Origin of the sequence: Pontivivens insulae (assembly GCF_900302495.1) — a bacterium.
Lineage (GTDB): Bacteria > Pseudomonadota > Alphaproteobacteria > Rhodobacterales > Rhodobacteraceae > Pontivivens > Pontivivens insulae.
On the sequence record NZ_OMKW01000005.1, the window covers coordinates 24,078 to 50,244 of the forward strand.

24 protein-coding genes and 1 pseudogene are annotated in these 26,167 nt (G+C 58.9%); 16 read left to right on the top strand and 9 right to left on the bottom strand.

The genetic code is table 11. The features are described 5' to 3' along the window. Nucleotides 1-8: 8 nt before the first annotated feature. The 3 genes from POI8812_RS17000 to POI8812_RS17010 form a co-directional block, all read right to left on the bottom strand. Nucleotides 9-1,052: a GlxA family transcriptional regulator gene (locus POI8812_RS17000; protein WP_245895454.1), complete on the bottom strand. Its 1,044-nt coding sequence runs from the start codon at nt 1,050-1,052 to the stop codon at nt 9-11. Nucleotides 1,053-1,556: 504 nt separating this feature from the next. Then, complete coding sequence (locus tag POI8812_RS17005; protein WP_108783828.1) at nt 1,557-2,624, bottom strand: ABC transporter ATP-binding protein; 1,068 nt, start codon at nt 2,622-2,624, stop codon at nt 1,557-1,559. Further along, on the bottom strand, nt 2,615-3,664 hold the full coding sequence (locus tag POI8812_RS17010) for a LacI family DNA-binding transcriptional regulator (RefSeq protein ID WP_108783829.1): 1,050 nt from the start codon (nt 3,662-3,664) through the stop codon (nt 2,615-2,617). The genes POI8812_RS17005 and POI8812_RS17010 overlap by 10 nt, the downstream gene beginning before the upstream one ends. Nucleotides 3,665-3,816: 152 nt before the next feature. Between POI8812_RS17010 and POI8812_RS17015 the strand changes: the two genes are divergently transcribed. From POI8812_RS17015 to repC, 9 genes are all read left to right on the top strand, one after another. Continuing rightward, complete coding sequence (locus tag POI8812_RS17015) at nt 3,817-5,457, top strand: alpha-amylase family glycosyl hydrolase (RefSeq protein ID WP_108783830.1); 1,641 nt, start codon at nt 3,817-3,819, stop codon at nt 5,455-5,457. Between the two features lie 19 nt (nt 5,458-5,476). Then, complete coding sequence (malE, locus tag POI8812_RS17020; RefSeq protein ID WP_108783831.1) at nt 5,477-6,634, top strand: maltose/maltodextrin ABC transporter substrate-binding protein MalE; 1,158 nt, start codon at nt 5,477-5,479, stop codon at nt 6,632-6,634. Between the two features lie 72 nt (nt 6,635-6,706). Next, nucleotides 6,707-8,233, top strand: a complete 1,527-nt coding sequence (gene malF, locus POI8812_RS17025) for a maltose ABC transporter permease MalF (protein ID WP_108783832.1) — start codon at nt 6,707-6,709, stop codon at nt 8,231-8,233. Beyond that, nucleotides 8,233-9,123 (top strand): maltose ABC transporter permease MalG, encoded by an 891-nt coding sequence (malG, locus tag POI8812_RS17030; RefSeq protein WP_108783833.1) that lies wholly within the window; start codon nt 8,233-8,235, stop codon nt 9,121-9,123. The genes malF and malG overlap by 1 nt, the downstream gene beginning before the upstream one ends. A gap of 190 nt (nt 9,124-9,313) precedes the next feature. Next, entirely contained in the window at nt 9,314-9,535 is a 222-nt protein-coding gene (locus tag POI8812_RS17035) for a helix-turn-helix transcriptional regulator (RefSeq protein ID WP_108783834.1), read from the top strand. After that, nucleotides 9,532-10,878, top strand: coding sequence for a HipA domain-containing protein (locus POI8812_RS17040; protein ID WP_108783835.1), 1,347 nt, complete (start codon nt 9,532-9,534; stop codon nt 10,876-10,878). Before POI8812_RS17035 ends, POI8812_RS17040 begins: the two co-directional genes overlap by 4 nt. Nucleotides 10,879-11,164: 286 nt before the next feature. Beyond that, nucleotides 11,165-12,343 carry a plasmid partitioning protein RepA gene (gene repA / locus POI8812_RS17045; RefSeq protein WP_108783836.1) on the top strand — a complete coding sequence of 393 codons (1,179 nt, stop codon included), beginning with the start codon at nt 11,165-11,167 and terminating at the stop codon, nt 12,341-12,343. Then, nucleotides 12,343-13,290: a plasmid partitioning protein RepB gene (gene repB, locus POI8812_RS17050; RefSeq protein WP_108783881.1), complete on the top strand. Its 948-nt coding sequence runs from the start codon at nt 12,343-12,345 to the stop codon at nt 13,288-13,290. Before repA ends, repB begins: the two co-directional genes overlap by 1 nt. Nucleotides 13,291-13,473: 183 nt before the next feature. Next, nucleotides 13,474-14,505, top strand: a complete 1,032-nt coding sequence (repC, locus tag POI8812_RS17055) for a plasmid replication protein RepC (RefSeq protein ID WP_108783837.1) — start codon at nt 13,474-13,476, stop codon at nt 14,503-14,505. Between the two features lie 1,244 nt (nt 14,506-15,749). Here repC and POI8812_RS17065 read toward each other — a convergent pair. Both POI8812_RS17065 and POI8812_RS17070 read right to left on the bottom strand, forming a co-directional pair. Further along, a complete protein-coding gene (locus POI8812_RS17065; RefSeq protein ID WP_108783839.1) occupies nt 15,750-16,973 on the bottom strand; it encodes a helix-turn-helix domain-containing protein in 1,224 nt (407 codons plus the stop codon). A 149-nt stretch (nt 16,974-17,122) separates the two neighbouring features. Next, the gene (locus POI8812_RS17070; RefSeq protein WP_162845015.1) at nt 17,123-18,079 is read right to left on the bottom strand and encodes an alpha/beta fold hydrolase; all 957 of its coding nucleotides are present in this window, start codon (nt 18,077-18,079) and stop codon (nt 17,123-17,125) included. Nucleotides 18,080-18,266: 187 nt separating this feature from the next. Between POI8812_RS17070 and POI8812_RS17075 the strand changes: the two genes are divergently transcribed. Then, entirely contained in the window at nt 18,267-18,959 is a 693-nt protein-coding gene (locus POI8812_RS17075; RefSeq protein ID WP_108783841.1) for a helix-turn-helix domain-containing protein, read from the top strand. Between the two features lie 70 nt (nt 18,960-19,029). Here the strand turns inward: POI8812_RS17075 and POI8812_RS17080 are convergent, their stop codons facing one another. Next, nucleotides 19,030-19,350 (bottom strand): hypothetical protein, encoded by a 321-nt coding sequence (locus POI8812_RS17080; protein ID WP_146186192.1) that lies wholly within the window; start codon nt 19,348-19,350, stop codon nt 19,030-19,032. Nucleotides 19,351-19,621: 271 nt separating this feature from the next. Here POI8812_RS17080 and POI8812_RS17085 point away from each other — a divergent pair, with 271 nt between their 5' ends. From POI8812_RS17085 to POI8812_RS17100, 4 genes and pseudogenes are all read left to right on the top strand, one after another. After that, entirely contained in the window at nt 19,622-20,296 is a 675-nt protein-coding gene (locus POI8812_RS17085) for an NUDIX hydrolase (RefSeq protein WP_108783843.1), read from the top strand. Nucleotides 20,297-20,301: 5 nt separating this feature from the next. Further along, nucleotides 20,302-21,321, top strand: a complete 1,020-nt coding sequence (locus POI8812_RS17090) for an SPFH domain-containing protein (protein WP_108783844.1) — start codon at nt 20,302-20,304, stop codon at nt 21,319-21,321. A 1-nt stretch (nt 21,322) separates the two neighbouring features. Next, a complete protein-coding gene (locus POI8812_RS17095) occupies nt 21,323-22,216 on the top strand; it encodes an NAD(+)/NADH kinase (RefSeq protein WP_108783845.1) in 894 nt (297 codons plus the stop codon). Nucleotides 22,217-22,289: 73 nt separating this feature from the next. Further along, nucleotides 22,290-22,529: pseudogene (locus POI8812_RS17100) on the top strand (site-specific integrase); the annotation flags it as partial. 146 nt (nt 22,530-22,675) lie between these two features. Here POI8812_RS17100 and POI8812_RS17105 read toward each other — a convergent pair. Genes POI8812_RS17105 through POI8812_RS17115 form a run of 3 tightly spaced genes read right to left on the bottom strand, consistent with a single transcriptional unit; the run spans nt 22,676 to nt 24,809 of the window. Beyond that, entirely contained in the window at nt 22,676-23,221 is a 546-nt protein-coding gene (locus POI8812_RS17105) for an amino acid synthesis family protein (protein WP_108783846.1), read from the bottom strand. Then, nucleotides 23,218-24,396, bottom strand: a complete 1,179-nt coding sequence (locus tag POI8812_RS17110; RefSeq protein WP_108783847.1) for an MFS transporter — start codon at nt 24,394-24,396, stop codon at nt 23,218-23,220. Before POI8812_RS17110 ends, POI8812_RS17105 begins: the two co-directional genes overlap by 4 nt. Next, nucleotides 24,396-24,809 carry a nuclear transport factor 2 family protein gene (locus tag POI8812_RS17115; protein ID WP_181377214.1) on the bottom strand — a complete coding sequence of 138 codons (414 nt, stop codon included), beginning with the start codon at nt 24,807-24,809 and terminating at the stop codon, nt 24,396-24,398. Before POI8812_RS17115 ends, POI8812_RS17110 begins: the two co-directional genes overlap by 1 nt. Nucleotides 24,810-24,991: 182 nt before the next feature. Between POI8812_RS17115 and POI8812_RS17120 the strand changes: the two genes are divergently transcribed. Then, complete coding sequence (locus POI8812_RS17120; RefSeq protein WP_108783849.1) at nt 24,992-25,789, top strand: LuxR C-terminal-related transcriptional regulator; 798 nt, start codon at nt 24,992-24,994, stop codon at nt 25,787-25,789. Continuing rightward, nucleotides 25,786-26,139, top strand: coding sequence for a helix-turn-helix domain-containing protein (locus tag POI8812_RS17125; protein WP_108783850.1), 354 nt, complete (start codon nt 25,786-25,788; stop codon nt 26,137-26,139). Before POI8812_RS17120 ends, POI8812_RS17125 begins: the two co-directional genes overlap by 4 nt. Nucleotides 26,140-26,167 lie beyond the last annotated feature (28 nt).

A 26,167-nucleotide genomic window follows, 5' to 3' on the forward strand; every position in this document is an offset into this window, starting at 1 on the left:
GAGCGCCGCTATTCAGGGCCAGCGCGCGCTGGATGACCGGGTTCCCTGCTCATGCGAAAGCGCTCGCGATAATCGCCTGCGGATATCCCGACATGGCGATGAAACGCGCGCCGCATCCGCTCAGCATTTTGAAAGCCGGTCGAAACTGCAATGCGATCAATCGATTGTTCAGTGGTTTCTAAGGCAACCCGCGCCGTCTGCACCCGTGCTGTCTCAACATAGGCCGCAGGCGTCACGCCGGTCTGCTCCTTGAAACGCCGCGCAAACGTGCGCTCGGACATCGTGGCGCGTGCGGCGAGGCTCGTCACCGTCAGCAGATCGCCGGGATGGTCGAGGATGAAGGCGAGCGCCTCGTTGATCGCAGGGTCTTCGGCCTTCTGCGCCAACAGATGCGCGCTGAACTGCGCCTGACCACCAGGGCGCATCATGTACATCACGCTAAACCGCGCAACCTGAAGTGCCACCTCATGACCCCAATCCATCTCAACCAAGGCCAGGGCCAAGTCCATGCCAGAGGTGACGCCGGCGGAGGTCCAGATATTGCCATCGCAAGTGAAGATCGCGTCATGATCGACCGTCACGTTCGGATATTTTTGCGCCATTACCGGGCACCAGAACCAGTGCGTGCTGGCGCGCTTCCCGTCGAGCAGACCAATTTCTGCAAGGATCAGCGCGCCGGTACATATGGACACGACGCGTTTTGCCCGCGGCGCCATCGTCCGCATGAAGTCCAGAAGTTCGGGGTTGGTGAGTTGTTCCGACGAACCATGCCCCCCAGCAACGATCAGCGTATCAATGACGCCTTCAGCTTCAAGGATCGAAGAGAAAGACTTGTCTGCCGTGATCGTCAGGCCGGAGCTGGCCTTGATCGGTCCGGCTTTTGCTGCAACGACGGACAAATCATAGGGTAACTCAGCGCCCTCAACAAAAAACTGCGTGGTCGCCAAGATTTCCAAGGGGCCAACCACATCCAGATGATGGACACCTGGATAGGCGACCATCAGCACCTGTCGCTTATCGTGCGATATCGGAATGTCGGGTCTCTTGCTCATGGGCAGACATTACCCAAGTTTCGCGATGCCGGTTAGGACAAAGACCCCACTTTTTCTGCCAAGGTAAAGTGGAGCACGCGAAAGAAGCATCTCCCAGCCAAAGGTGCAGCAACATGGGTGCTCGCAGGAAAACAACGCAGATCAGAAGCAGTCCGTACTTTTCCAGCCCTCTTTTGGGCAAATCTATGCCGCGCGAAGAAGGTCCGGTTTTGCGTTCAATCGAGACAGTGGTGACTCAATCCAATCCCGTCGCTTTGTTCGCCCAGCTTCACTTTGGTCGATCAAACACGCTGCCGCTAATGGCGGGTATAGAAAAACTGCAGTGCGAAACCCTGCCCAGATGTTCTGGTATCGACCGCAGAGTGTCTGCACCGGCCCACCGCAACGTCTGGGAATTTGGGCTCCAAAGGGATAACAGCTCACTTTTCCTCGCCCGGGGGTCACACTGTGTGTTGCCAGATCGGTGACAAGCCAGGATGCGCCCGACGCAGCTTCTGATGGCGCCTAGATGCGGATCGCCTCCTTCGTCTCAGGGTCGAAGAACGATAATTTTGCCCGCTCAAGACTAAGGCCGATGGGTTCGAGCGCAAGTTCATCAAGACGGCCGGGCAGTTTTGCGGTCAGGGTCGCGTTGCCGAGCGGAAACTGCACATAGCATTCTGAGCCTGTGTTCTCGATCATCGTGGGGGTGACGGTGAGGTCGGGGCGCTCGGTGCGGATCAGATGTTCGGGCCGAATCCCAACGATCACGCGCCGTGGCAGGTCGATCCCGATCGCAATCTGCTGGTCGCCGAGCGTCAGTACGCCCCCCTCCACAGTGCCTTGGCACAGGTTCATCGGCGGGCTGCCCATGAAATCGGCGACGAAGGTATTCGCGGGCTGCTCGTAGATCTCCTGCGGCGTGCCGATCTGCTGCACGAAACCGTCCTTGAGCACCACGATGCGGCTGGCCAGCGTCATCGCCTCGATCTGGTCGTGGGTGACGTAGACGATGGACGCGCCGGTCGTGCGGTGCAGCCGCTTGATCTCCGCCCGCATTTCCACCCGCAGCTTGGCATCAAGGTTCGAGAGCGGCTCATCGAAAAGGAAGAGCTTCGGATCCCGCACCAACGCCCGCCCCATCGCCACGCGCTGGCGCTGCCCGCCGGAGAGCTGGCTGGGCTTGCGGTCGAGCAGGTGGTCGATCTGAAGGAGCTTGGCCACCTCCTCGATCTTCTCCCGTGCCTGCGCTTTCGGCACGCGGCGGATCTTCATTCCGAAGCCGATATTCTCCCCCACGCTCATCGTGGGGTAGAGCGCATAGCTCTGGAACACCATCGCAATGTCGCGGTCCTTGGGCGGCTCATGCGTCACGTCCCGCCCGCCGATCGTCAGCGTGCCTCTCGTGATCTCCTCCAGCCCCGCGATGCAGTTGAGCAGTGTGGACTTGCCGCATCCCGACGGGCCGACGAGGACGAGGAACTCTCCCTTCGCCATCTCCAGGTCGATGTCGTGCAGGACCTGAAGCGTGCCGTAGCTTTTGGTGAGGCTCTTGGCGCTCAGCGCGGCGGGGGCGGCGGCATCTAGGGCCATGGGGTGTCTCCGTTCCGGGGGGCCGGGCCAGTGGAGTCGCGGACGACGAGCTCGGCCCGGGTCAAGGTTTGCAGCTCAGCGGGGTCTGTGCCGCCGATGAGGTCCATCAGGGCGGTCGCGACCGGAATACACGCTTCGCGCAGCGGGGCGCGGGTCACGGTCAAGGCGGGTGTAAAGCTGATCGCACGCAAAAGCGGCAGATCGTCGTCATGGGCCATGACGGAGACGTCCTCCGGCACGGAGAGCCTGCGATCCTTTGCGGCGCGCATGACCCCTTCGGCCAGCAGTGTCGAACTGCAGATGAAAGCAGTCGGCGGCGCACCCCGCTGTCCGGCGAGAAGGGAGACCGCCTGACGGTAACCGGCCGCCTCAGACGGTTCGTCATGCGTCAGCGCGCCCTCGGCCACCGGCAGTCCGAACCGGGCCATTGCATCGAGATACCCTGCACGCCGCCGCACCGCGTGGCTGTAGAGGACCGGCCCGTTGAGAAAGGCGATCCGCTTGTGTCCGAGTGCCGCCAGAAGCTGCACGGATTCTGCGGCGACAGCGTAGTTGTCGATGGTGAAGAAGGGATAATCCGCATCCAGCCGGTCGCGGCCGTGCAGGACGAAGGGCACGCCCGCCTCGCGCAGGAAATTGATGCGCGGATCGTCCATCACGGGCGCGTTCAGGATGAAGCCGTCCACCATGTCGCGTTCGAGCATCCGGCGATAGGCCGCGACCGGATCGCGGCCCTGATCGACGGCAAGCACGAGGTCCGTGTCGCGATCCGCAAGCGCGGCAGACAGGCCCATCAGGATTTCCATGAAGGTCTGGTCCGCACGCAGGTCGGCCCGCGTTTTCACGATCATGCCGACCATGCCCGACCGCCCGGAGACAAGCCGCTGCGCGTTGCGGTTCGCGCGATAGCCGAGCCGTTCGGCGGCTTCTCGCACCCGGTCGCGGGTCTTGGCAGACACTTCGGGAAAACCGTTCAGCGCACGGCTGACGGTGGCTGGCGACAGGCCGAGCTCCAGTCCGATTTCCTTGAGTGTCGCCAAGCCGAACCCTCTGCAATCGCTTGCGGTGCCCTGTCGGGCGTTGCGCAAAGCCTACCCTGCCGCACTCTCCAAATCAAACTTAAAACGTTTTGAAAAAGATTTGAAACCTGCTACGGTCCCGCCCGAACGAGCTTGGGAAGGGGGACGACCCTATGGCGGAGTGGTGGCGCGACGCGATCATCTACCAGATCTATCCGCGGTCCTTCATGGACACCGCCGGCAACGGTGTCGGGGATCTGCGCGGCATTACAGAGCGTTTGCCGCATGTCGCCTCACTGGGGGTGGACTGCATCTGGCTGTCACCCATCTTCGTCTCGCCGCAACGGGACATGGGATATGACGTGTCGGATTATTGCGACGTCGATCCGCTCTTCGGCACGCTTGAAGATTTCGACGCGCTGATCGCGCGGGCGCATGAGCTGGGGCTGAAGGTCATCACCGATCAGGTTCTCAGCCACACCTCCGACCAGCACATCTGGTTTAAGGAGAGCCGGACGAGCCGCGATAATCCGAAAGCCGATTGGTATGTCTGGGCCGATCCCCTGCCTGATGGCTCCCCGCCGACCAACTGGCACAGCCATTTTGGCGGCCCGGCGTGGGAGTTCGATGCAACGCGCGGGCAGTATTACCTGCACAACTTCCTCGCCTCGCAGCCCGACCTCAACTATCACAACGCGGATGTGCGCGCGGCAATCCTTGAGACCTGCGCCTTCTGGCTGGAGCGCGGGCTGGACGGCTTCCGTCTCGACACGGTGAACTACTTCTTCCACGACCAGAGGCTGCGCTCGAACCCGCCCGCGGAAGCGACCCGGCAGGTCATGGCGACCGACCTCTACGGGATGCAGCGCAATATCTACAACAAGACCCGGCCGGAGAATCTGGGCTTTCTCGAAGATCTGCGCCGCCTGACGGACCGCTATGGCGACACGATGATGGTGGGTGAGGTCGGGGAGTCCGGCGATCGCTCCATCGAGATCATGGCCGAATATACCGCTGGCACCCATCGCCTTCACATGTGCTACTCATTCGCGATGCTGTCGGAGGAATTCACCGCCGGCCATTTCCGCCGCTGCATCGAAGGGTTCCAGCGCGGCGCGCCGGACGGGCATCCTTACTGGTCCTTCTCCAATCATGACGTCGCGCGCCATCCCTCCCGCTGGGCAGAACATGCGGTGGATCACGACACGATCGCGCGGCTCACGGGCGCAATGCTGATGTCCTTCGAGGGGACGATCGGCATCTATCAGGGGGAGGAGCTGGGACAGGAAGAGACCGTGATGAAATTTCACGAGCTCACCGATCCACCTGCCCTGCGCTTCTGGCCCGCGGTCAAGGGCCGGGACGGCTGCCGCACGCCGATGGTCTGGGAACAGGACGCAGCCAATGCAGGCTTCTCGGAGGGGCAGCCCTGGCTTCCGGTCAAGGCACCACAGCGCGCCCGTGCGGTCGATGCGCAGGAGGCGGCGAATGACAGCCTGCTGCATTTCTACCAGGACATCATCGCCTGGCGGAAGGCGTCGCCCGCGCTTACGCGTGGAGCCACCACCTTCCTCGACCTGCCCGAGCCGTTTTTGGCCTTCCGACGTGTGGCCAAGGAACAGACGCTCACCTGCATCTTCAACCTGTCGCCCGAACCCGCCGCGTTCCGCCTCGACGGGGAGGCGCGGCTCACCGGCCCGGCACATGGCACGATCGACGGCACGACCCTTGTCCTGCCCGGCAATGGCTTTGCCTATCTGCATCATCAAGGGGCGCTGACCCTGACACCCGCGACGCTGGTCGCGGCACAATAATCTTCGGAGGAGACCCACAATGAAAAAGACACTGACCCTTGCGGCCCTGCTCGTCACCACGGCCATGCCCGCCGCAGCACTCGAAGACGGCACGCTGCTGATCTGGACCGGCGCGAACCGCGACAAGGAGGCTCTGGAGGCCGCCGTGGCACCCTTCGTCGAGGAATACGGCATCGACGTCACGGTCGAGGTCGTGGACCCCGATCTTCCGCAGAAATTCCAGCAGGCCGCGTCCACCGGCGACGGCCCGGATATCGTAATGTGGGCGCATGACCGCTTTGGCGAGTGGGCCTCGGGTGGTCTGATCTCCCCCGTACAGCCCTCCGCGGCATGGAGCGAGGGCGTCCTGGGCTCGGCGCTCGACGCCGTCTCCTTTGACGGGGCGGTCTGGGGCTACCCGGTCAGCGTCGAAGCCGTGCACCTGATCTACAACACCGACCTGATTGAGACGCCGCCCGCCTCCTTCGAAGAGCTGATCGCGATGGAGTTCGACGGGCAGAAGATCCTGTGGGACTACAACAACACCTATTTCACCATGCCGCTGCTGATGGCCAATGGCGGCTTCGCCTTCCAGAAGGTCGACGGCTACTATGACGGCAGCGCAACGGGCGTGAACACTGACGGCGCGATCCAGGGGGCCGCGATGCTGGAGCGGCTGATCGAAGAGGGCATAATGCCCGCAGGCGTCGATTACGGTGTGATGGACGGCGCGATGAACCGTGGCGAGGTCGGCATGGTGCTCAACGGTCCATGGGCCTGGGGCGGCCTGCGCGATTCCGGCATCAACTTCGCCGTGGCCCCGATCCCGACCGTGGACGGCGCGGAATCCACGCCCTTCCTCGGCGTGCAGGCCTTCGCGGTGAACGCGGCAACGCCGAATGCTGACCTAGCCGTCGAGCTTTTGGAGAACTTCCTGCTCACGGATGAGGGGCTGGCGACCTGGAACGCAAATGGGGAGCTTGGCGCCCTGGCCGACGCCTCTGCTGCCGAAGCGCAGGACGATGCAAACATCACCAAGATGCTCAACGTCGCGACCAATGGTGTGCCGATGCCGTCCAACCCGGAGATGGGCGCGTTCTGGGCCGCGATGGGCCCGGCGCTGACCAACATCACCACAGACGCGCAGGACCCCGAGGCCGCGCTCAACGACGCCGCCGCGCGTATCCTGGGCGAGTAAGCCCGGAACGTTTGTCGAAACGGCCATGTCCCGTATCGTGCGGGGCATGGTCCTTGCAACGGACAGACCGATATGAGCGCGACCGACATCCAGAACATGCCGGCTGAGACGCCGTGGCTGCGCTATGGCCTCGTCGGGCTGATCGCGGTCGCGCTCCTCTGGTCGGCCTTTTCGCTGTATATGATCGGGCAGGCGCTCTTCGGGGCGATCCTGCTAGGGCTGGCGGCCTGTTTCGTCGTGATTTTCGGGTCCGAGCGGTTCTATGGCAGCCGCTTCATATTCCCCGGCATCGCAGCCGTCGTCATCTTCATCGCCTTTCCCGTGATCTACACGATCTGGATCGGCTTCACGAATTACAGCTCGTTCAACCTGCTGACCTATGAACGCGCGGTGGAGGTGCTGACCTCCCGCGGCACGGTGGACCAGTCGACCGAGCAGCCCTTCGCCGTTGCCCTCGACGGGGAAGGCTACCGCATCTGGCTGCCCGAAAGCGGCCTCCTGTCCGAGCCCGTCTCGCTGGCCGAGGAAGCTACGGCAGCCCTCGTCCCGGCCGCCGCACCTGACACGCTGCTGGAACGCCGCGATGCGATCCGCCTGCGGGAGGGGCTGGGCCTCCTGACCCTGCAAACCCCGGATGGGGCGGAGATCCGTAACGCAGGCCTGCGCACCTTCGCCTCGGTCGTGCCCGACTACGTCCAGACTGGCCCGGATGAGCTGACCCGCCGCGACGGCACGGTCCTCACCGCCAACCATGCCACCGGCTTCTTCGAGAGCGCGGCGGCCGAGCAAGTGCCGCCCGGCTGGCGCGTTGCCATCGGCTTCGACAATTTCGAGCGGATCTTTACGTCCGAGGGCATCCGCGGCCCCACGCTCTCGATCTTCGCGTGGACCTTCGCCTTTGCGGGCCTGTCGGTGCTGTTCTGCTTCTCGGTCGGGCTCTTGCTCGCCGTGATCCTCCAATGGGAGCATCTGCGCTTCAAACCGGTCTACCGCGTCTTGCTGATCCTGCCTTATGCAGTGCCGTCCTTCATCTCGATCCTGGTCTTCAAGGGGCTGTTCAACCAGAATTTCGGGGAGATCAACCTGATCCTGGGCACACTATTCGGCATTCAGCCCAACTGGTTCACGGATGCGACGCTGGCGCGCGTGATGGTCGTGATCGTCAATGTCTGGCTCGGCTATCCCTATATGATGCTTCTTGCGATGGGCTTCCTTCAAGCCGTGCCCGAAGATCACAAGAAGGCCGCAGCACTTGAGGGCGCCTCGGCGCTGCGCGTCTTCTTCACGATCACCCTACCCCAGATCATCCCGCCGTTCCTGCCGCTGCTGATCGCGGCCTTCGCGTTCAACTTCAACAATCTGGTGCTTATCTTCCTGCTAACGCGCGGCTTGCCCGACATTCCCGGTACGGTCATTCCGGCAGGTCAGACGGACATCTTAGCCTCCTTCACCTACCGCCTCGCCTTCGACAATGCGGGCCAGCAATTCGGGCTGGCAGGGGCGATTACCCTATTGATCTTCCTCGTAGTGGCCGCGATCAGCTACGCCAATTTCGTCGCCATGCGCCGCGCTGCGGCGCGCCGGTCGGGAGTGTCCTGATGATCGTCGAACGACCGCGCGACCTTATGGTCAAGAAGATCCTCGCTCACGGCTTCCTGCTCTGCTTCCTCGCGCTGATCCTGTTTCCGTTCCTGATGGTGCTCTCGATCAGCTTTCGGGAGGGGAACTTCGCCGTCGGCTCACTTATCCCCGAGAAACCGACGCTCGAGCACTGGGTCCTTGCCTTCGGGTTCGACTATACCCGCGCGGACGGGGAGGTGATCTCACCCCCCTACCCGGTGCTCACCTGGATGTGGAACTCGATCAAGGTTGGGGTCATCGCGGGTCTCGGCGTGCTGGCCATTGCCACCATATCTGCCTATTCGTTCAGCCGCATCCGCATCCGGGGCAAGGCTGCAATGCTCGACGCGCTGTTCTTGATCCAGATGTTCCCGACGACGCTGGCCCTCGTCGCGATCTTCGCAATCTTTGACACACTGGGCGAGGTCTCACCCTTCCTCGGCCTCGATAGCCATGTCGCACTGATCCTGATCTACCTTTCCGGCGTGACGCTGCACATCTGGACCATCAAGGGTTATTTCGACTCCATCGACCGGGCGCTCGACAATGCAGCGGCTATCGACGGGGCGACGCCGTGGCAGACTTTCCGCTATGTGTTCCTGCCGCTCGCGGTGCCGATCATGTCCGTGGTCTTCGTCCTTGCCTTTATCGGCTTCATCAACGACTACCCCATCGCTTCGGTCTTGATCCGGTCCGAAAGCCAGATGACCTTGGCGGTTGGGGCTCGCCTTTACCTCAACGAGTTCCGCTATCTGTGGGGCGATTTCGCGGCGGCGGCGATCCTGTCCGGCCTGCCCATCACAATCGTTTTCCTCATCGCGCAACGATATCTCGTGAGGGGGTTAAGCGACGGAGCAGTGAAGGGATAAGGACAGCAGCCCATGCACGCTATCGCTTATCGACTGAGATTTCCGCCATTTGAAGTTTAAGATCTGCAGCTGCGGTGAGCATCCCATCCAAGCTACCGACCCAACGCAAATGCAAACGATCGTTGTCATTTTGCGCAGACTTTTCTAATTTGGCTGAAATGCAAACGATCGTGTTCATTCTGGAGGGATCATGACCCGAATCCACGACCCTCTTTCCCTCGGCCAGGCGCTGCGGACCGCTCGGAAGGCGCGTGCGATCACGCAGGAGGAACTTGCGCTACAGACCGGTATCTCCCGCACCACGATCCGCGCCATCGAAACAGGCAAGGAAACGGCACAGATCGGTCTCGTTCTCCAGCTTTGCCGCGATCTGGGCCTGACCCTCACAATAAATGAGGGTGAGGAACGGTGACGCGGCTCGACGTCTATCTCGAAAGCGTGCCTGCGCCAATTGGCACGCTTAAAACGGACGCGGATGGCAGCCTGTCCTTTTCCTACCGGACTGACACCCTGCCCCACCCTCTCTCAGTCAGCCTACCAGTGCGTGAGGAACCCTATGGCGACGTGGCCACGCGGGGCTTTTTTGCGAACCTGCTCTTCGAGAACGAATTGCGCGATCAAGTCATGCAGCGTTACGGGCTGGAAGAGCGGGACGTCGCGGGCCTCCTCTATCATCTTGGCGCAGATTGTCCCGGCGCTGTGAGCTGCGTTCCCGAAGGCGCTGGCCCGGCCAAGCGTCCGGGCGATCTTGCCACCAACTACGACCCGCTCGACGGCAGTCCAATCGTCCCCGATACGCTAGACAATGCTGGCCCCCTGCCCGTCGCCGGCGAGCTGGCCCGCATCATGGCCTCGCTACGTGACCGACGCCGCCTGCCCGCAGAGACCTCCGACCCGTCGCCACTTGCCGGCGTTCAGGGGAAAATCGCGGTCGCACGGCTCCCGGACGGACGCCTCGCCCTGCCCCGCCCCGGCACTGGTGCGCCAACCACTCACATCCTGAAGGTGCCGACCGCGCGCGAGATGACCCATGTACCGCGTGAGCACCTGGCCACCGGCATCATGGCGCAAGCACAAAACCATCCGGTTCAGCGCACCGCCATCATTGGCGACGGCGACCTGCAAGGCTTACTTATCGAGCGCTTCGACCGCCGGGTTGAGGCGGGCGCGGTCCACCGTCTGCACCAAGAAGATTTTTGTCAGGCTCTCGGCCTCGGTCAGTTCCTGAAATACGAGCGCAACGGCAGCCCTTCCCTTGCTTTTTCGGCGCAGGCCATCGGCACGCTGCTCAGCCAGACCCGTCTGCCCGGCGCGGCGCGCCTCGCCTTCTTTGAAGTTACCCTGATCAACATGCTGCTCGGAAATTCCGACAACCACGCCAAGAACCACGCGCTGTTGTACAGCGGCCCCCGGCCGGAATTTGCGCCGATCTACGATGTGGACCCGGTGCTCTTGGACGATGTGAACCACGAAATGTCGTTCCGCATAGGCTCGGCCCGTATGGCCGATGAGGTGCGTGGCCCTGATCTTGACGCTTTCCTTCGCGCCATCGGCGCGCGCGGGTTCGGCCAGCCCCAACGGCGGCGGGTCGCCGAACTGATCGAAATGACGCTCCGCGCAGCGGACGCCCTCCCCCGCCCAACGGGGAAGGGCCTGTTCGATGTAATCGGCCAGCAGGCCCACCATTTGTCTGCGAATCTGGGGATGGAGATCACGATTCCTGATTTCGACAATGTCCCGGTGAATCGCCCCTGAACCAGGCTGAACGCCCCAGAGCCTGCCAGCGCTTATCTCTTTGCCTTGGAATATCGGCAAATTGAAGATGCGTTATAGCATCAACAAACCCTCACAAGCTACTGATAAAAAACAATTTATCTAAGAAAAGATATTGTGATCGTCCGTACGGGCTGAAGCGTCAGCATCTCGGCATGCTGAAAACCTTGCAACGAATCTTCTTGTCTTGCAGTAATTTACGGTAAATATGAGTTTAGACGACGAGAGCCGTAACAAACGGCCAGTGAGCAGATAGACGAGGCGTATCATGCAAAAGCGGGAAAACCGCATCGATTTGCTCGTGGGCGATCATGCCGCGAAGCTGTCCGATCGTCTACAGGCGCATCGTGAGCAACTCTTTCCACCCAATGCCCGCAAGGAAATGCGGCGCTTCACCTCTGGCGAAGCGGCGGAACTTTTGGGTGTGAAGGATGCCTATCTGCGAAAGCTCCATCTTGATGGCAAAGGCCCTGAGCCAGAGATCCGCGGCGCGGGCCGCCGCTATTACTCCCCTGCCGACCTGCAAGCCTTGCGTGAACTGCTCGAACAAGGGGCGAAAAGCCCCGGAACGTACCTGCCAGGACGACGGGACGGCGACCACCTTCAGGTTATCACGGTGATCAATTTCAAGGGTGGATCGGGGAAGACAACAACCTCTGCCCATCTGGCTCAGAAATGCGCACTCGACGGCTACCGCGTGTTGGCCATCGACCTCGATCCGCAGGCCAGCCTTTCGGCATTGCACGGCTATCAGCCCGAATTCGATCTGCTGGATGGCGGTACGCTCTACGACGCGATCCGCTACGAAGATCCTGTGCCGCTCAGCGACGTGATCCAGCCAACTTATATGACCAATCTCGACCTCATCCCGGGCAATCTGGACCTGATGGAGTTCGAGCATGAGACGCCCCGGGCGCTGGCGAACCGCGACGGTAACCTTTTCTTTACCCGTGTTGGTGACAAGCTGGCAGAGGTGGAGCAGGACTACGACATCGTCGTGATCGATTGCCCACCGCAACTTGGCTACATCACGATGTCCGCCCTTTCGGCGGCAACTGCGGTGCTCGTGACGGTGCATCCGCAAATGCTCGACGTGATGTCCATGTGCCAGTTCCTCCTGATGACATCAAACTTGCTCGGCGTCGTGGCCGAGGCGGGAGGGGACATGACCTATGACTGGATGCGTTACGTTGTGACGCGATACGAACCGGGCGACGGACCGCAGAACCAGATGGTCAGCTTCATGCGTTCCATGTTTGGGGAGCATGTACTGAACCACCCGGTGCTGAAATCCACCGCCATCTCGGATGCCGGGATCACCAAACAGACACTTTACGAAGTCGAGAAGAGCCAGTTCACCCGCGCCACCTACGAGCGCGCGCGGGAAAGTCTGGACAACGTGAATGGCGAGATTGAGGGCCTGATCCAGGCCGCATGGGGGCGCTGATGGCAAGGAAAGACCTGCTCAAGGGACTGATGGACGGCGGCGATGACGCCCCCTCCCCTGCCCCGTCCTCTGACGCCGCGCGCCCGCGCTATCAAAAGGGCGCAATCGGGGCCGTCTCCCGCTCGATTGCGGAGCTCAAGAGCCGCTCGCTCACCGAAATCGACGCCGACCTGATCGATCCCGGTGGGCTGGAGGATCGGCTCGACTTGAACCAAGAGGATCACCTGGCCCTCGTGGAGAGCATCCGCGAGCATGGCCAACAGGTGCCGATCCTTGTCCGGCCCAACCCGGACGGCTCAGGCCGGTTCGAAATCGTCTATGGCCGCAGGCGCGTCGCCGCTCTGCGCACCTTGGGACGTCCCGTCAAGGCGATGGTGCGCGATCTTGACGACCGCGACCTGATCATCGCCCAAGGGCAGGAGAATACGGCCCGGCGCGACCTGACCTTCATCGAAAAAGCCAATTTCGCCCGTCAGATGCGCGATGGTGGCTATGATCGGAAAACAATCTGCGATGCGCTCCACCTCGACAAAACGGTGATCTCGCGCATGCTTCAGGTCGCCGACGCGATCCCAGCAGAGGTGATCCGTGCGATCGGAGCCGCTCCGGGAGCGGGCCGTCCGCGATGGCTCAAACTTGCTGAGCTTCTGAAAGGCGCACAACTCTCCATAGAAGAAGCCGTCGATGTGGCAGAGGGCACAGGGCCGCAGGCCAGCTCCGACGACCGCTTTGCCGCCCTGATCACAGCATTGACGAAGCCCCGCCCTGCCCCAGCAAGCGAGGCACCGCAGCAAATCGTTACAGAAGACGGCACCAAAGTCGGTGCGCTGCGCCGGTCGCGGGGTCGCGTCTCACTCGACTTCGAGGATGCCCGATTTGCCGATTGGCTGACCCGCCTATTGCCCGAATTCCATTCTACTTGGCGCGAAAGCGAAGATCGGGACTGAATTCACCCTACCCCGAAACCAGCACAGGAGACACGAGACTGCCCGCATGAAAAAGCCCCCCGGAATGATCCGGGAGGCTCCTACGATTTCTCGTATGTGACAATCCGAACGTAGGAGTCCTGTTGACAGCTGTCAACTCTCGCCAACTCGGCGAACGGCTTTTTGCGCGCATCGTGAACGCATATGAAACATCTTTCCGCCACCCAAATGAGTCGGCGCGCCTTGAGCCTTGCGCACCAATCGCGTGAAACTGCAGACGCGCGCCCGCAACTCAATTCCTGCGACAAGTGGGAACTGCTCAGCCGCTTTGAAATCGCCGCGCCCGCCTTCGGCTTAAGCCACCGCGAGATGGGTGTTCTGCGCGCCCTGCTCAGCTTACATAGCCCACGTGTCCTCGACAGCGCGGAGCAATTGATCGTCTTTGCCTCCAATCGCACCATTGCCGAACGAGCGCAAAACATGCCCGAAAGTACGATGCGTCGTCACATCGCAAGATTGATCGAAACTGGCTTTCTTGGTCGGCGGGACAGCGCGAACTGCAAGCGTTTCCGCATAAAGTCCAAATTCGGAGCAGTCGCCTTCGGGCTCGACCTTACCCCCCTGCTCAGCCGCGCACCCGAAATCCATGCAACGGCTGACGCTGTAATTGCTGAGCAAGCGGAGCGTAAGGCAGTGACCGCGGACATCCGAGCAGTACTCGCCGATGTTGAAACACTCGATCCAGCACATTGCACGCGTGAAGAGCGATTGACCCTGCGCCGCAAAACAGGCCTCAACATCTTAAAAGGCCTTCTAAGCGCACTGTGTGACATACGCGCTCGCCTTCTTCGGCATGTCGAAAAACAGTCTGCTACAGAAAAAACAAGCACCTCAATCAGTCAAAATGAGCAGCACCAACAGAACCCAAAAACAGATATAATTACACCGGCACATGTTCTCGCCGCCTGCCCGGATATGCTCAACTACGCTGATCGAAGGATCACGTCCTGGAACGATCTTGCGGAAATTACCCTGAGAATAGCCCCAATGATGGGTCTCGACCCACGAGTCCTGATATCTTTGGTAAAGAAAGGAGGCACAAAACGGATAGCGATGGCTCTGTGTCTTTTGCTTCAAAGATTTGAAAGCGTGAGAAACCCTACAGGATATCTCACTTCACTCATCAGCCGTGAAAGTCTTGATCAGGAGTTTATGAAGTTGACAGCTGTCAACTAGGCAATCCGGGCAATCCATGGGATAAAGCTACGCATTCAGAACGATTTAAGGTCTAATGGCGCAGCAGGCACGACCACCACACATCGCCGCTAAAATTTGGGCAATAAAGGTAGGTCATGCGTCTCGCTGAGTTCCTCGCCTAGCTATCCAAGAGAGTCCCACCCGACGACAGAAGCAAGAGAGCGATCATGCGCAGATGTAAAAACGGGAACAGACAGGCAAGTCTTTCGAGGATAAACATCAAAGGCGCTGAGTCAGATTGCGGGGCAGACGGGCAGGGGCGTGAAATGCGGTACCCTGAGATGTCAGTTTTGCTCGGAGAGTGTCTTCACGCTATTCTGACGGTAGAGGGTAGGTCAGCTCATTCACGAACTGGGTCGCGATGTGTAACAAGATGGCAGGTGAGATTGAGGCTGAATTCCGGCCTGTTCTGGAGAAGAAAATCGCCCGTCTGGCACCTGCCTCATATGCCGGCCGCTCTAGGCCGCACAGAAGCTCTCATGACGCGCCTGGACGTGATCTACGGCATCGAGCGGCGTGTCTTTAGGGGTAGGGCAGGGGAAGGCGCCAAGTGAAGCCTGCAGATCAACTCCCGGTTTCTGCGATAGGTGATCTAGTACGGACAGCTTGCACTCGTCTTGTGTTCACGGATCCCTCGGCCTTGGGGCCATCCGAGTTGAATCGTTTCAAGCGCGGGCTCGTCATCGGTTAACCTCTATTCCTTCGAGCCGCCTGTTGCAGCAGACCGAACGCACATCCCCCGGCGCAAGCCGCGCTTCCCAATGAGGCGAAGATGGTCTCAAAAGCGCCTAACCCGATGATCCCTCCTAGAGCTGCTGCTGAAACGATTATAGAGATCTGTTGCATGTCGCGTTGTCCAATCAGTTCATAGGGGTCGTGCCGGCGCCGCGGCCCACCCGTGGGGGGTAGATCCACAGCGCCGTAACCTAAAGCTGCCAAGCGTCGTACGCTTGGCCGCTTCAGGTTTCTCAATTAAAATCCTGCGGCGGTGATAGCGAGGGTTTGGTTTTCGGCTGCAACGCGTTGCTGAACCGCAGTGCAGGCGTCTAGATTGCCCTGTATGCAGGCAGCATCCAATTGCTCGCGCGCTGCAATCTCAGCAGGCGACTCGCATGCTGGAAGCGCGAGGAGGAGCAGGATCAGGCTTCGTTTCATCTACTAAATCTCTCTTGTCTTTATCGAGTGGAACGCTCCGGCGTGTGATCCGGAACGACTGTCATCTGTCAGTTCGACGCAATTGCGTCGTCCATCCCGGACGGATCGGACAGAGAGTGCCGGTATTGTGTGGGCGTGACGCCAGTTCTGCGTTTGAACGAATTGTAGAATGAGGAGCGCGCGTTGAAACCAACTTCATATGCAATCTGAAGAACAGTCTGGTCGGTGCGTTCAAGCAGGTCCTTCGCGTCTGAGATGCGATAGCCGTTGACGAAGTCGAAGAAGGTTTCTTTGATCTCTTCGTTCAGTGTCTGGGAAATGTAGTTGGGGGACGCCCCGATGTGGCGTGACAATGTCCAGAGCGAAAGATTGGGATCTCGGTGCAGGTGATCGACCTCCATCGATTTGCGCAATTTTCGACTGAGGCGCGCGGTGGTCTCGTTGCTCAAAGCCGACTTCTCGTATTTGGGGCTGACTGCATTGGTGGGTTTTACCCTTGTAACGGGGCCCATATCCCCCGAGGACTGATCGCTCATCAACGGTGGCTGCTGACGCAGTCCCCACAGGGTCGTTGCTGTTGCCAGGCCGAGGCCAGTAAGACCGGACAAAGTCGTGAAGGCAAATGATGCGTCGGAAGGTGACGGGGATGCGCTTACAAATACGATCGCGGCGTTGGCAAACCAGAAAACGCCGCCCAATACCGCTATGGAGTACATCCAGCGCAGTTCGTGCCGTTCAGTGCTGGCATAAAGATCACGCAGCATTTTCCGATAGTTATGCATGCGCTTGACGATCAGGATGAGGTAAATCGCCATCTGCGGATAGATCGCCAAATGCAGCAACACCAGCAGAATGATCAGGGTCGAATGATAGGGTGATGCGGGCAGCATTCCTTCTGCGAACAGCACATCACGAACACTGCGTGGGGCGATAAGCACCAAGAACCCCGCCATGGCCGCAAGACCCGGCAACGCAAAGTGCAAAAGACGCGTAGTCATCCCGTGGTCGGTCGAAGACGTCACCGCGACAACGTAGATCCAGAACAACGGGGCGAGGCACAGCGAAGTCGCCAACCCGAGCACAAGATCGACTTCCACGACATGCAGCGTGCCGAGCGCTTCCAACAGGGGGGTCAATCCTGTCGATAGATTGTTGGCTGCGACTGCGGCCAGGAAGGCAGCAAAGCTGAGCCGGACGCGGGGGAAGGGCGTTTGAGTAAGACTCAAGAGGATTCCGAAGGCTACAATCGCAATCGTCGCTAGGCTGGTCATTTCAATGATGATTTTTTCCATACCCAACGATGTCCCAATCAGGTGTTGATCTCCACCGCTGGAGCAACGGGATGTGTCCGTCCCTAGCGAGACGGACACCCTCACGACACTGGGCTACTGCGCCAAGCCTGTATGGAACAGCGTGCATCCGGTGGCTTTGGGCGTGATGTTCAGCTGCCCTCAGTCGCGCCAATAGACTGAAGGAATTCGAGATAGATGTCGGCCGTCGCCCTAGGTTGATCCAACATGGGAAGGTGTCCGCAATTATCCATCGTCCGCAGTTCAGCGTCCCGCAAGGCCGCAACTAAGGGTTCGGCGCCGCTGATATGGAATATCCGATCAGGGTTGCACCACAAGACGAGCGCAGGCACTGCCAATGTGGGGGCAAGTTCCAAGACCGTCGGAGGTTGCGACTGGTGGTGAACAACGTCCCATATCTCCAAATTGTGGTCCGCTGCTGCGACCTCTGCTTGCATCCAAAGCGTCAATATAGGTCCAGGCACATAGGGGATTTGCGGCGAGAGCCATTCGTTGCGTTCAAGAAAATCCTGTTCCGTTTGCACCACAAGGGGCAAGTCGCCTGCGGCACGCGCTGTGTCCATGTCGCTCTGGATAGATGTAGGGACGCCCAGTGGACTGCCAATGAAAGCCAGACTCGTGACACGATCCGGCGCTTCGGCTGCAAAGAGGCTGGCGACGTAGGCCCCCATAGAGTTTGCCCCGATATGTACGGCACCGAGGTCAAGAGCATCCATTACGGCAGTCAAATGGGTCATCTGGGTCTCAAGCGCGTAGGCCTCAGCCGGCAATTTGGCGTTATCCCCGAACCCTGGCAGATCAAGAAGGACCACGTGATAGTCTTCAACGAACGGGCGGGCCATCTCGATCCAGTGTTCCTTGCGGGCGTAAATGCCATGCAAAAGCAGAACTGTCTCACCTGTGCCGCCTTCGAGGTAATGAATGTCCCCAAGCGGGGTAGAGACTGTTTTTGCCTCTAGACCCGCAGAGGTATTGTTCACTTGGATCAGTAACCTTGCGACTGGATGTGGCACGAAATTCCAAGCGAGTACCAAGGCAATAGCCAGCCCGACGACACCCGTTGCAGCTATTTTTATAAGTCTTTTCATGATCTTGCGTCCCAATATGACAGGTCTACTACCTTCACCTGCGGGGTGCGTGCTTGCCATGGATCGGCGGTGGGGCCTTGAAGAAACGTGCAACTTTCTCAAACGCTTTCCCGGCTTCCAGAGACGCAGCGGCTGTTGACTGCTAGCATGTTCGTCGAGCCATACCGTCCGCCGCGAAGTCCACATCATGCAGAATATCCAGTTCCGCAATCATCTCTTCGCCTTTCATCCAGGCGATCTTTCAACGCATGAGAACTTGATGCCATGCATCATCCTTGGGCGTCGTGCGCCAGTGCGTGTCAGCGGCAAACGTATGGAAATTGAGGCTGATGCAGTGTGTATCCGGCCAGGCGTTCCGCATTGCGTCAGCGTTTATGATGGTGGTGCGGATATCGTCTATTTCGATGGGCTGCGGCTGAACGATCGTGGCGACTTTGCGTCTCTAGATGCGGATTGGCATGGCTTGCCCGGTGCATTTGCAACAGCTGATGCCGGGCGTATCGCGTCCTTTCGCAAGAGGCTGGAGCAGGACACAGGCCCGCGCGACCAAAGCGTGATGCGGCTGATCCCTCAGATCTACGATGATCCGCTGCGCCGTCTGTCACAGATCGATTTGGCCCACGCTATTGGAATAGAGCGCACGCTCGCTCTGCGACATTTCAAGGAATGCACCGGTCAGACCTTTCGCAAATTCAAGATTTGGGCAGCTATCATTGGTGCGACGCAGCTCGCGCTGCGGGGGGAGGGCATCGGGAATGCCGCAGTCGCCGCGGGCTTTTCTGATGCATCGCACCTCACACGAACTGCAGCCACCGTTTTTGGGGTGACACCAACGCAGGGCCTATTTGGACTAGCAGATCTGACGAGCGTTGAAGCCTGACGGTTCGGGGGCATACGCTGTCGATGGGTTGTGCGTTTCCAGAAGGATCCGTTCCCAAATTGCAATGTCATCAAAGACAGTGAAATCGTTGCCTGTTCTTCTTGGATCGAATTCGACGTGGCTCACACCCATAACATGGACGACGGCACTGATCGGCGCACCTGATCGCGCCGATGCGCGCGAGCATCGCGTCAGTATGCTTGAGCTGATGGTATATCGTGAACATTGCAAAGGGCAGGGCGCCACCCAATGCCAGCCAGAACGCCGTCGCGGCTCTTTCGATATAGATCGCCTTCACCGCACGGGGGGCCGATGGATTGCCCGCTTCGTTGTAGCGCCCAGTCTTGACCGAAACGTCTGCCGCCATGTTGCCCGCTGAAAGCGTAAGCACGGGTCACGTGTCGTCAATCGGCGATTCCTCGTCCAAGATCGGGTTCCAAAATGTTCGGTTCTGGCCCCTTGCCGACCTTCGCCTGCAAGGCCGATGTAGCGACGCTGCATGGGATGGAAGTCGTTGGCATTCAACACTGAAATTGCAGCTAGGCCTATGTTGGCTGGCGCGCACAGATGCGAATCTTGGGCAGAAACCGCCTAATTTCAGATTAGGGTTGACGCCATTCTTATTAATATCCATATAGGTAATAACCAAAACGGATATTAATATGCTCGATCTCGATAAATACGAAAAACCCAGCGTGGCCATTGATCTCGCGATTATGACGGTCGTTGAAGGTCGGCTAAAAGCTTTGCTGATTGATCGGGCGGGTGACGATGTTCCTGGTTGGGCGTTACCCGGTGGTTTCGTTCGAATTGATCAGTCACTTGATCAGACTGTTCAAAGAGTGCTGGCTGAGAAAATCGGACTGCAGAACATCCATTTCGAGCAGCTCGCGAGCTATGGCGCGATAGACAGGGATCCGCGTGGTCGGGTGATCAGTATCGTCTATCTGGCGCTTTGCCCGTCGGACGTCCTTGCTGGCCAACCACTAGCTACAATTCGAGTGGATTGGGCGGGCGAAACCGGCGGGCCTGCTAGAGCAATTCTCGATGGCACTGATTTGAAACTTGCATTTGACCACGCGCAAATCCTTGGCGATGTGGTCAAAAGGCTCAGAGGTAAGCTTGATTACTCACGTGTTGGGTATGCCCTTCTGCCGGCCAAATTCACTTTGCGTGAGGTGCAGGAGGTGCATCAGGCAATCTTGGGCAGAGAGCTTAAGAAACCCCCGTTTCGGCGCAAATTACTCGACCGTGGAATGATTGTCCCGACAGGTGAATTTGAAACCGGGGGCGCATATCGCCCTGCCGAATTATATGCAGTGAAGCCAGAGGAGTAAGATCAATGGCTCAAATCAGAAGCTACGTTATTGCCAATCTCTTGCGTGCTGAAGCCTCGCAACACATTCAGTACTTCCGCAAGGGCGTTCTCCAGAAGTCCGGACGCGGCTTGTCCATCTGGTTTGACCCCAATGGCGCGTCCCTGACGGAAGTTCCGATGAACGACCGTGAGCTGATCTTCATGATCAAGGGGCAATCGTCTGACTACCAGGATCTGGCCGTTCAAGGGTCTGTCATCTGGCGTGTTGTTGACGCAGACAAGGTAGCCTCGCGCATTGATTTCGGGATCGATATCAATAGGGGTGTTCGCCTCAGCAAACCCGAGGAGCAAATCAAATCTGTGCTGACAGGGTTGGTCCGGCAATTCTCCGATGCTTACCTCAAAGACAAAGGTGTACGAGACCTGCTGGAGGCTGGGTTGTCGCCGGTTCAGGCCGCAATCACCGACGGATTTCAGGCTGATCCGACTTTGGATGGGATGGGCTTGGAGGTTGTCAGCATACGCGTGTCAGCGCTGTCGCCGAGTCCTGAAGTGTATCGGGCCCTGCAGGCACCCACCTTCGAGAGTTTGCAACAGAAAGCGGATGAGGCGACCTTCTCCAGGCGGGCGTTGGCCGTCGACAAGGAACGCGCGATTGCTGAAAACGAGTTGAGCAACCAGATCGCGTTGGCCGCACGCAGGAAGGAGTTGATCGCGCGCGAAGACGCCAACGCCCGGTCTGAAGCTGAGGCGAAAGCCGCAGCAAAGCAGATCACCATCGAAGCAGACAGCGAAGCAAAGATCGTCGGAGCCGAAGCTGAAGCGAAGCGGATCAGATTGGTGGAACAGGCAGCCGCTGACATGGAGAAGGCTCGGATGGCTGCCATCGCAGAGGTTCCACCTGCCGTAATGTTTGCGCTGGCCGCCCAGGAGTTCGCGGGTAAGCTGGAGAAAATCGACAGCCTGAATGTCACTCCCGACATGTTGGCTGGTATCGCCCAGCAGGCCAAATTGTTGTTTGGTTCACAAGCACCCGAGACGTGAGATGAGCAGTTTGAAGCCGCGCATTGTGCTGGTCAGCAGGGAGACCGAGTACGCCGCTTTGTTGGCCAAGCATGGCACACGGGGACAGGCTGAATTCTTCCTTTCGACCCGAGGCCAGCGTATCGACGAATTGGAAGTGCGGGATGCGTTGCAATCCCGCACGCTAGCCGCAGCGAAGGAGGCCATTCCCGCGGAGTGGTCCTTCGTTCAAGTCCTGCGGGAAGACTTGAGCAGGTTTCTGTTCAGCGAAAATGATATCGTGGTGCCAATCGGTCAGGATGGCCTGGTTGCGAATTTGGCCAAGTATCTGGATGGTCAACCTGTTGTTGGAATTACACCTGATCCGGCCTCATCCGAGGGAATTCTGACCCGGCATGGGGTGGACACGCTGCCTGGTCTGCTAAAGCGCACAGTGCACGCGAACGTCGATATTCAGGCTCGTACAATGGTGGAAGTTAAAGCGGGCGAAGGGTTGTCGTTGTTTGCGCTAAACGAGCTGTTTATCGGGCACCGATCACACCAGTCCGCCCGCTACGTTGTGCAAGCTGGCGGCGCTGAGGAGTTTCAATCCTCTTCCGGGATGATTGTGGCAACAGGCACTGGCCTCACGGGCTGGGCTAAATCAATCATGACAGCGACGAACCGCAATTTCGATATTTCACCTGAAGATAACCGCGCCGCATTTTTCGCGCGGGAGCCTTGGCCCAGTCGAACGTCGGGATGTGAAATTGCGGCGGGAGAGATAGAGCAACAAGCGAGCCTAACGGTTTTGTCGAGGATCAATGAAGGCGGCGTTATATTTGCCGACGGCATCGAACAGGATTTCCTTCCATTCGACTGGGGCGTTGAAGCGCAAATCCAAATATCCAGAAAGAAATTGGCGTTGGTTATCTAATCCAGCCGTGGATTGCGTTTGCTAACGGCCATTGCCAGGCATTGGATCGCCGGGAGGACAGGGGGGGGGGATCGCGAAGGCCGTCCGGGATTGGGAAAGCTCTGCCGGGCTTAAGCCGAGCGCCTACGGAACACATTCGATGCGGCGAACGAAGGTTGCCGCGATCTATCGCAAGACGGGCAACCTGCGCGCAGTGCAGCTACCGCTTGGCAATAATAAGATGGACAGTACGGTTCGGTATCTCGGCGTTGAACTCGAGGATGCTATTTTCCTTTGGCTGGAACGGCTTGTATCCCGCAGACTACTTACTTGAGATCGCTGGGAGCGTATCCAGTTTATTCAAACGTTACATGCGAGGTCTGAGAGTTGCATTCACGGTATTAACAAGATGGTCCGAGTGAAAATTTGCAGCCGACTTAACTCGAGTGCAAAGTCGTTGGTGCACGCCGTTCAACATTTTCACTTGCCCGGCGGTCTTGAGCCAACTCTTGGGTTTGCCCGCGCACCGTCAGACAGTGCGATACACAAGATCAATTCGTCTGCGCGAGGCGCGTCTGCGATGGAGAGTGTCATGGTGTCGATAAAATCGAACGCCCATGGATCGTCTTTGTGACCAAGCGGCAGATCTATCAGGTCGCCTATGGCACCGACCTTGTGGTTCGAGGGCATCAAGGCTTGCCCGCCTCCGACTGCGGCACGGACAGGCGCGCCAAGCTTGGGGTGAAGGACCGCAGCGCCGTGCTCCATCGCGCCAGCTGTCCCTACAAGTGCCGCCTTGCCGTAACTCACCGCGGGACCCGGCAACATCGAGACCAGTTCCGTCGACATCTTTGGGCCTAGCTCACCCGCAATCTCGAAGAGCTCTGAGAGATCGTCTTGATCCTGACCCGCAAATTGGTTCCGAACCACGACCATCGCAGCAACGCGCGTAATTGGTGAACAGGCTCTGCCTAGCTCGTCGGCGGTTATGATTTCCTTGGTGAACAGCGTTTTCCGAACAATCATGCGGTTTGCTCCGTCTGGCGCACCGATTTAATACGGCGCTTGGTGAATGTGAAACTCAGTGCGAGCGGCACAACACTTGCGAACAGGATCATAGCCAGCAAGATGGGGCCGTCCGTTTGTTCTGTGGCATCATAGATCGCTCCCGCGATCGGTGGTGTGGCCAACATGATCGCGTAGTAAGTTGTGAAAAAGATGCCCATGCCAAAGGCGCGGACCTCGGGCCTTAGCGCCAAACCGGCCAGTGACATGATCACGCCCGCGGGGGCCATACCGATTAAGCCGAATAGCAAGCTGGCTGCCACCCCACCGCCAGGGAAGCTCAGGATCCAGAGCGCAAAGACAGCGCCTGTCATGCAAGTCGCAAGAACCAAGTCACGGCGGCCAAATCGGTCAACGATATATCCGCAAACCGCGCCTGATGCGATCATCAACCAACTGCCGATGCTGATGATCCCGGCCGCTGCAACTGCTGATACGCCCCCCGTTTCCAGGACCTTAGGTCCGAAAGTCAGGTAGATGACATAGGCCGCATTGAACGCACCCCAGGCTAAAGATGCATGGATCACAAGGTGCCATTCCTGTCTGTTCAACCGGCCTGACGTTGTCGCACGCGCATGGCTTGAGGCCTTTGGGGGCCGGTACAAGGCGAAGACTGCCGCAGCCGCTAAGAGGCAGTATGCAGAGGCGACCTGAAATGGTGCGCGCCAGCCAAAAACGAGCTCCAGCCAGGCATGCCCAAGTTGTCCCATGGCAATACCAAAAGGCCAGGACATGACCAAGATGCTCATCGCTGTTGCGATCTCTCGCCCTTCGAACCAATCGGCGACCATCTTGGTGAAATAGAGTGTTGTAAACAGAAACCCTGCGCCCGCGATGAGGCGGCCCAGCCCAATGCCGCTGCTGCTCATGGCCAATGAAGAAACCCATCCTCCGATGCCCAAGGTCACCAGGCCTAGAACCACCATTTGGCGGTCTGCAACGAGCCGGCCGAGATAGCCCGCTGGTAGTGCCAGAAAGAGCCCGGGCGCCATGAACAGCCCAACCAATAGCCCTACAGAGGCGTAGTCGATGTCAAAGGCCAGCACCAAGCCATCCCCGACCGAGGCCAGGGTTTGAAATTGAAACCCCAGCCCGATCCGGGCGAAAAACAGCAGCGCAAGGATCCGCCAGCGCATCACGCCCAACCCAATCCGCGCAACGCCTGAACGTCGTTCCAGATTTTGGTCATGTGCGCGATCTTGCGCCCCTCAAATCGCATGACATAGGCGTAATCTGACACCACCGTCTTCCCGGTTGGTCGCACGGGACCCCCATCACCGGTTTGTGTGCCATGGAACTCCGCCGTTGCTACAGCGGTTTGGCGCTCTTCGTCCAAGGCGAACGCGGTCAGGACATAGCGCCCATCGGGCACTGGCGTCAGAAGGCCCCGCATCCAATCACAGTAGGCAGCGAGGGTCTTGGTTTCAGCCAGCGCATAAGCTTGGCAAGAAAACGTCGCCGCCTCGTCGCACCATTTTTTGCAGATCTCCCAGCCTTTTCCTGTCTCGCAAGCCTCAAAGAAGGCTTGGGCTATGTCCCGGTGTGCCATGACGATTTCCTCTCACTGTCATCTACAGTTCTGAAATTATCCATTGGGCACAAAGCATCGTATCGGGCAGATGCTGTAATTCTGGAAATGGTGATGCAGTATTTGACTACTGCATCTGCAGGATTGTCCGGCTTCCAACGTTTTGATTAGCCTAGGGACAGGCAGCGAATGGAACTGAACGGATGCTCGACAGCAACAACCTCAGCCCACGGGAAAACCAGATCGCCGAGAGCTATGCCGCAGGGTGTAGCTATCAGGAGATCGCGTCTGACCTTCACATTGCACCATCGACCGTGCGGACCCATCTGGCTACGATCTATCGTAAGCTCGAGGTCTCCTCCAAAGTTGAGTTGGCCAGTCGGCTTTCGGGCTCCATTCCCGCTCCCCGCGACGAGGTGGATTACCTGGCCATCATCTCAGAACTCGCTTTGAGCCTTGAGGAGGCACTGAGCCGTGAAAAAGCGCTCACCGAGGTGTTGCGCATCATCGGTGCGTCCCATGGTGACTTGAGCTTAGTCATGCCCGCGATTTTGAGTTATGCGCTCGACCTTTGTGATGCGGAGTTTGGCATCCTGTTCGAGTATCTGGGCAAGAAGACCTACTCCGCCAGCTTTACTCTGGGCATACCGCAGGCCTTTCAGACTTGGCTGAATGACAGCGGCACATTTTCTGTGAGTGATCAAACTGGCCTTGGGCGTATGACCACACAGCGTGAGGTGATCAACATCATCGACGTAAAGTCCGAGGCCATTTACCGAACCGATGATCCACTGCGCTATGCCACCGCTGATCTTGGAGGCGCTCGATCGTTTGTGGCGATCCCAATGCTGGCGGCGGATCAATTGGTTGGTGCCTTCACAATTTACCGGCAATCCGTGCGTCCGTTTTCCGACGATACATTGCGGCTGGCTCAGATCTTCGCGGCGCAAAGTGTCATCGCGCTGGAGAACGCGCGGCTTGTCGGAGAGTCAAAGCAATGACACAGCATTTGACGGACCGGGAAGCGCAAATTGCGGCCCAGTATTCTGACGGGCGCAACTATCAGCAAATTGCTGATGCGCTTTGCCTCGCTCCGTCTACAGTCCGCACGCACTTGGCGACCATTTATCGAAAGCTCGAAGTGTCCTCGAAGCTTGAGCTCCGCGACGCGCTGGATCAACGAAGTGAGCCAATTCTTGTGGAGGCGCCTGCGCCGCATCTGCCTGAGCAACCATCGATTGCTGTCTTGGCGTTTGAAAACATGTCACGTGACCCCGATCAGGATTATTGTCCGATGGCATTGCGGACGACATCATCACTGCGCTTTCTCGATCTCCCTGGCTCTTCGTAATCGCAAGGAACACCACGTTTACCTATCG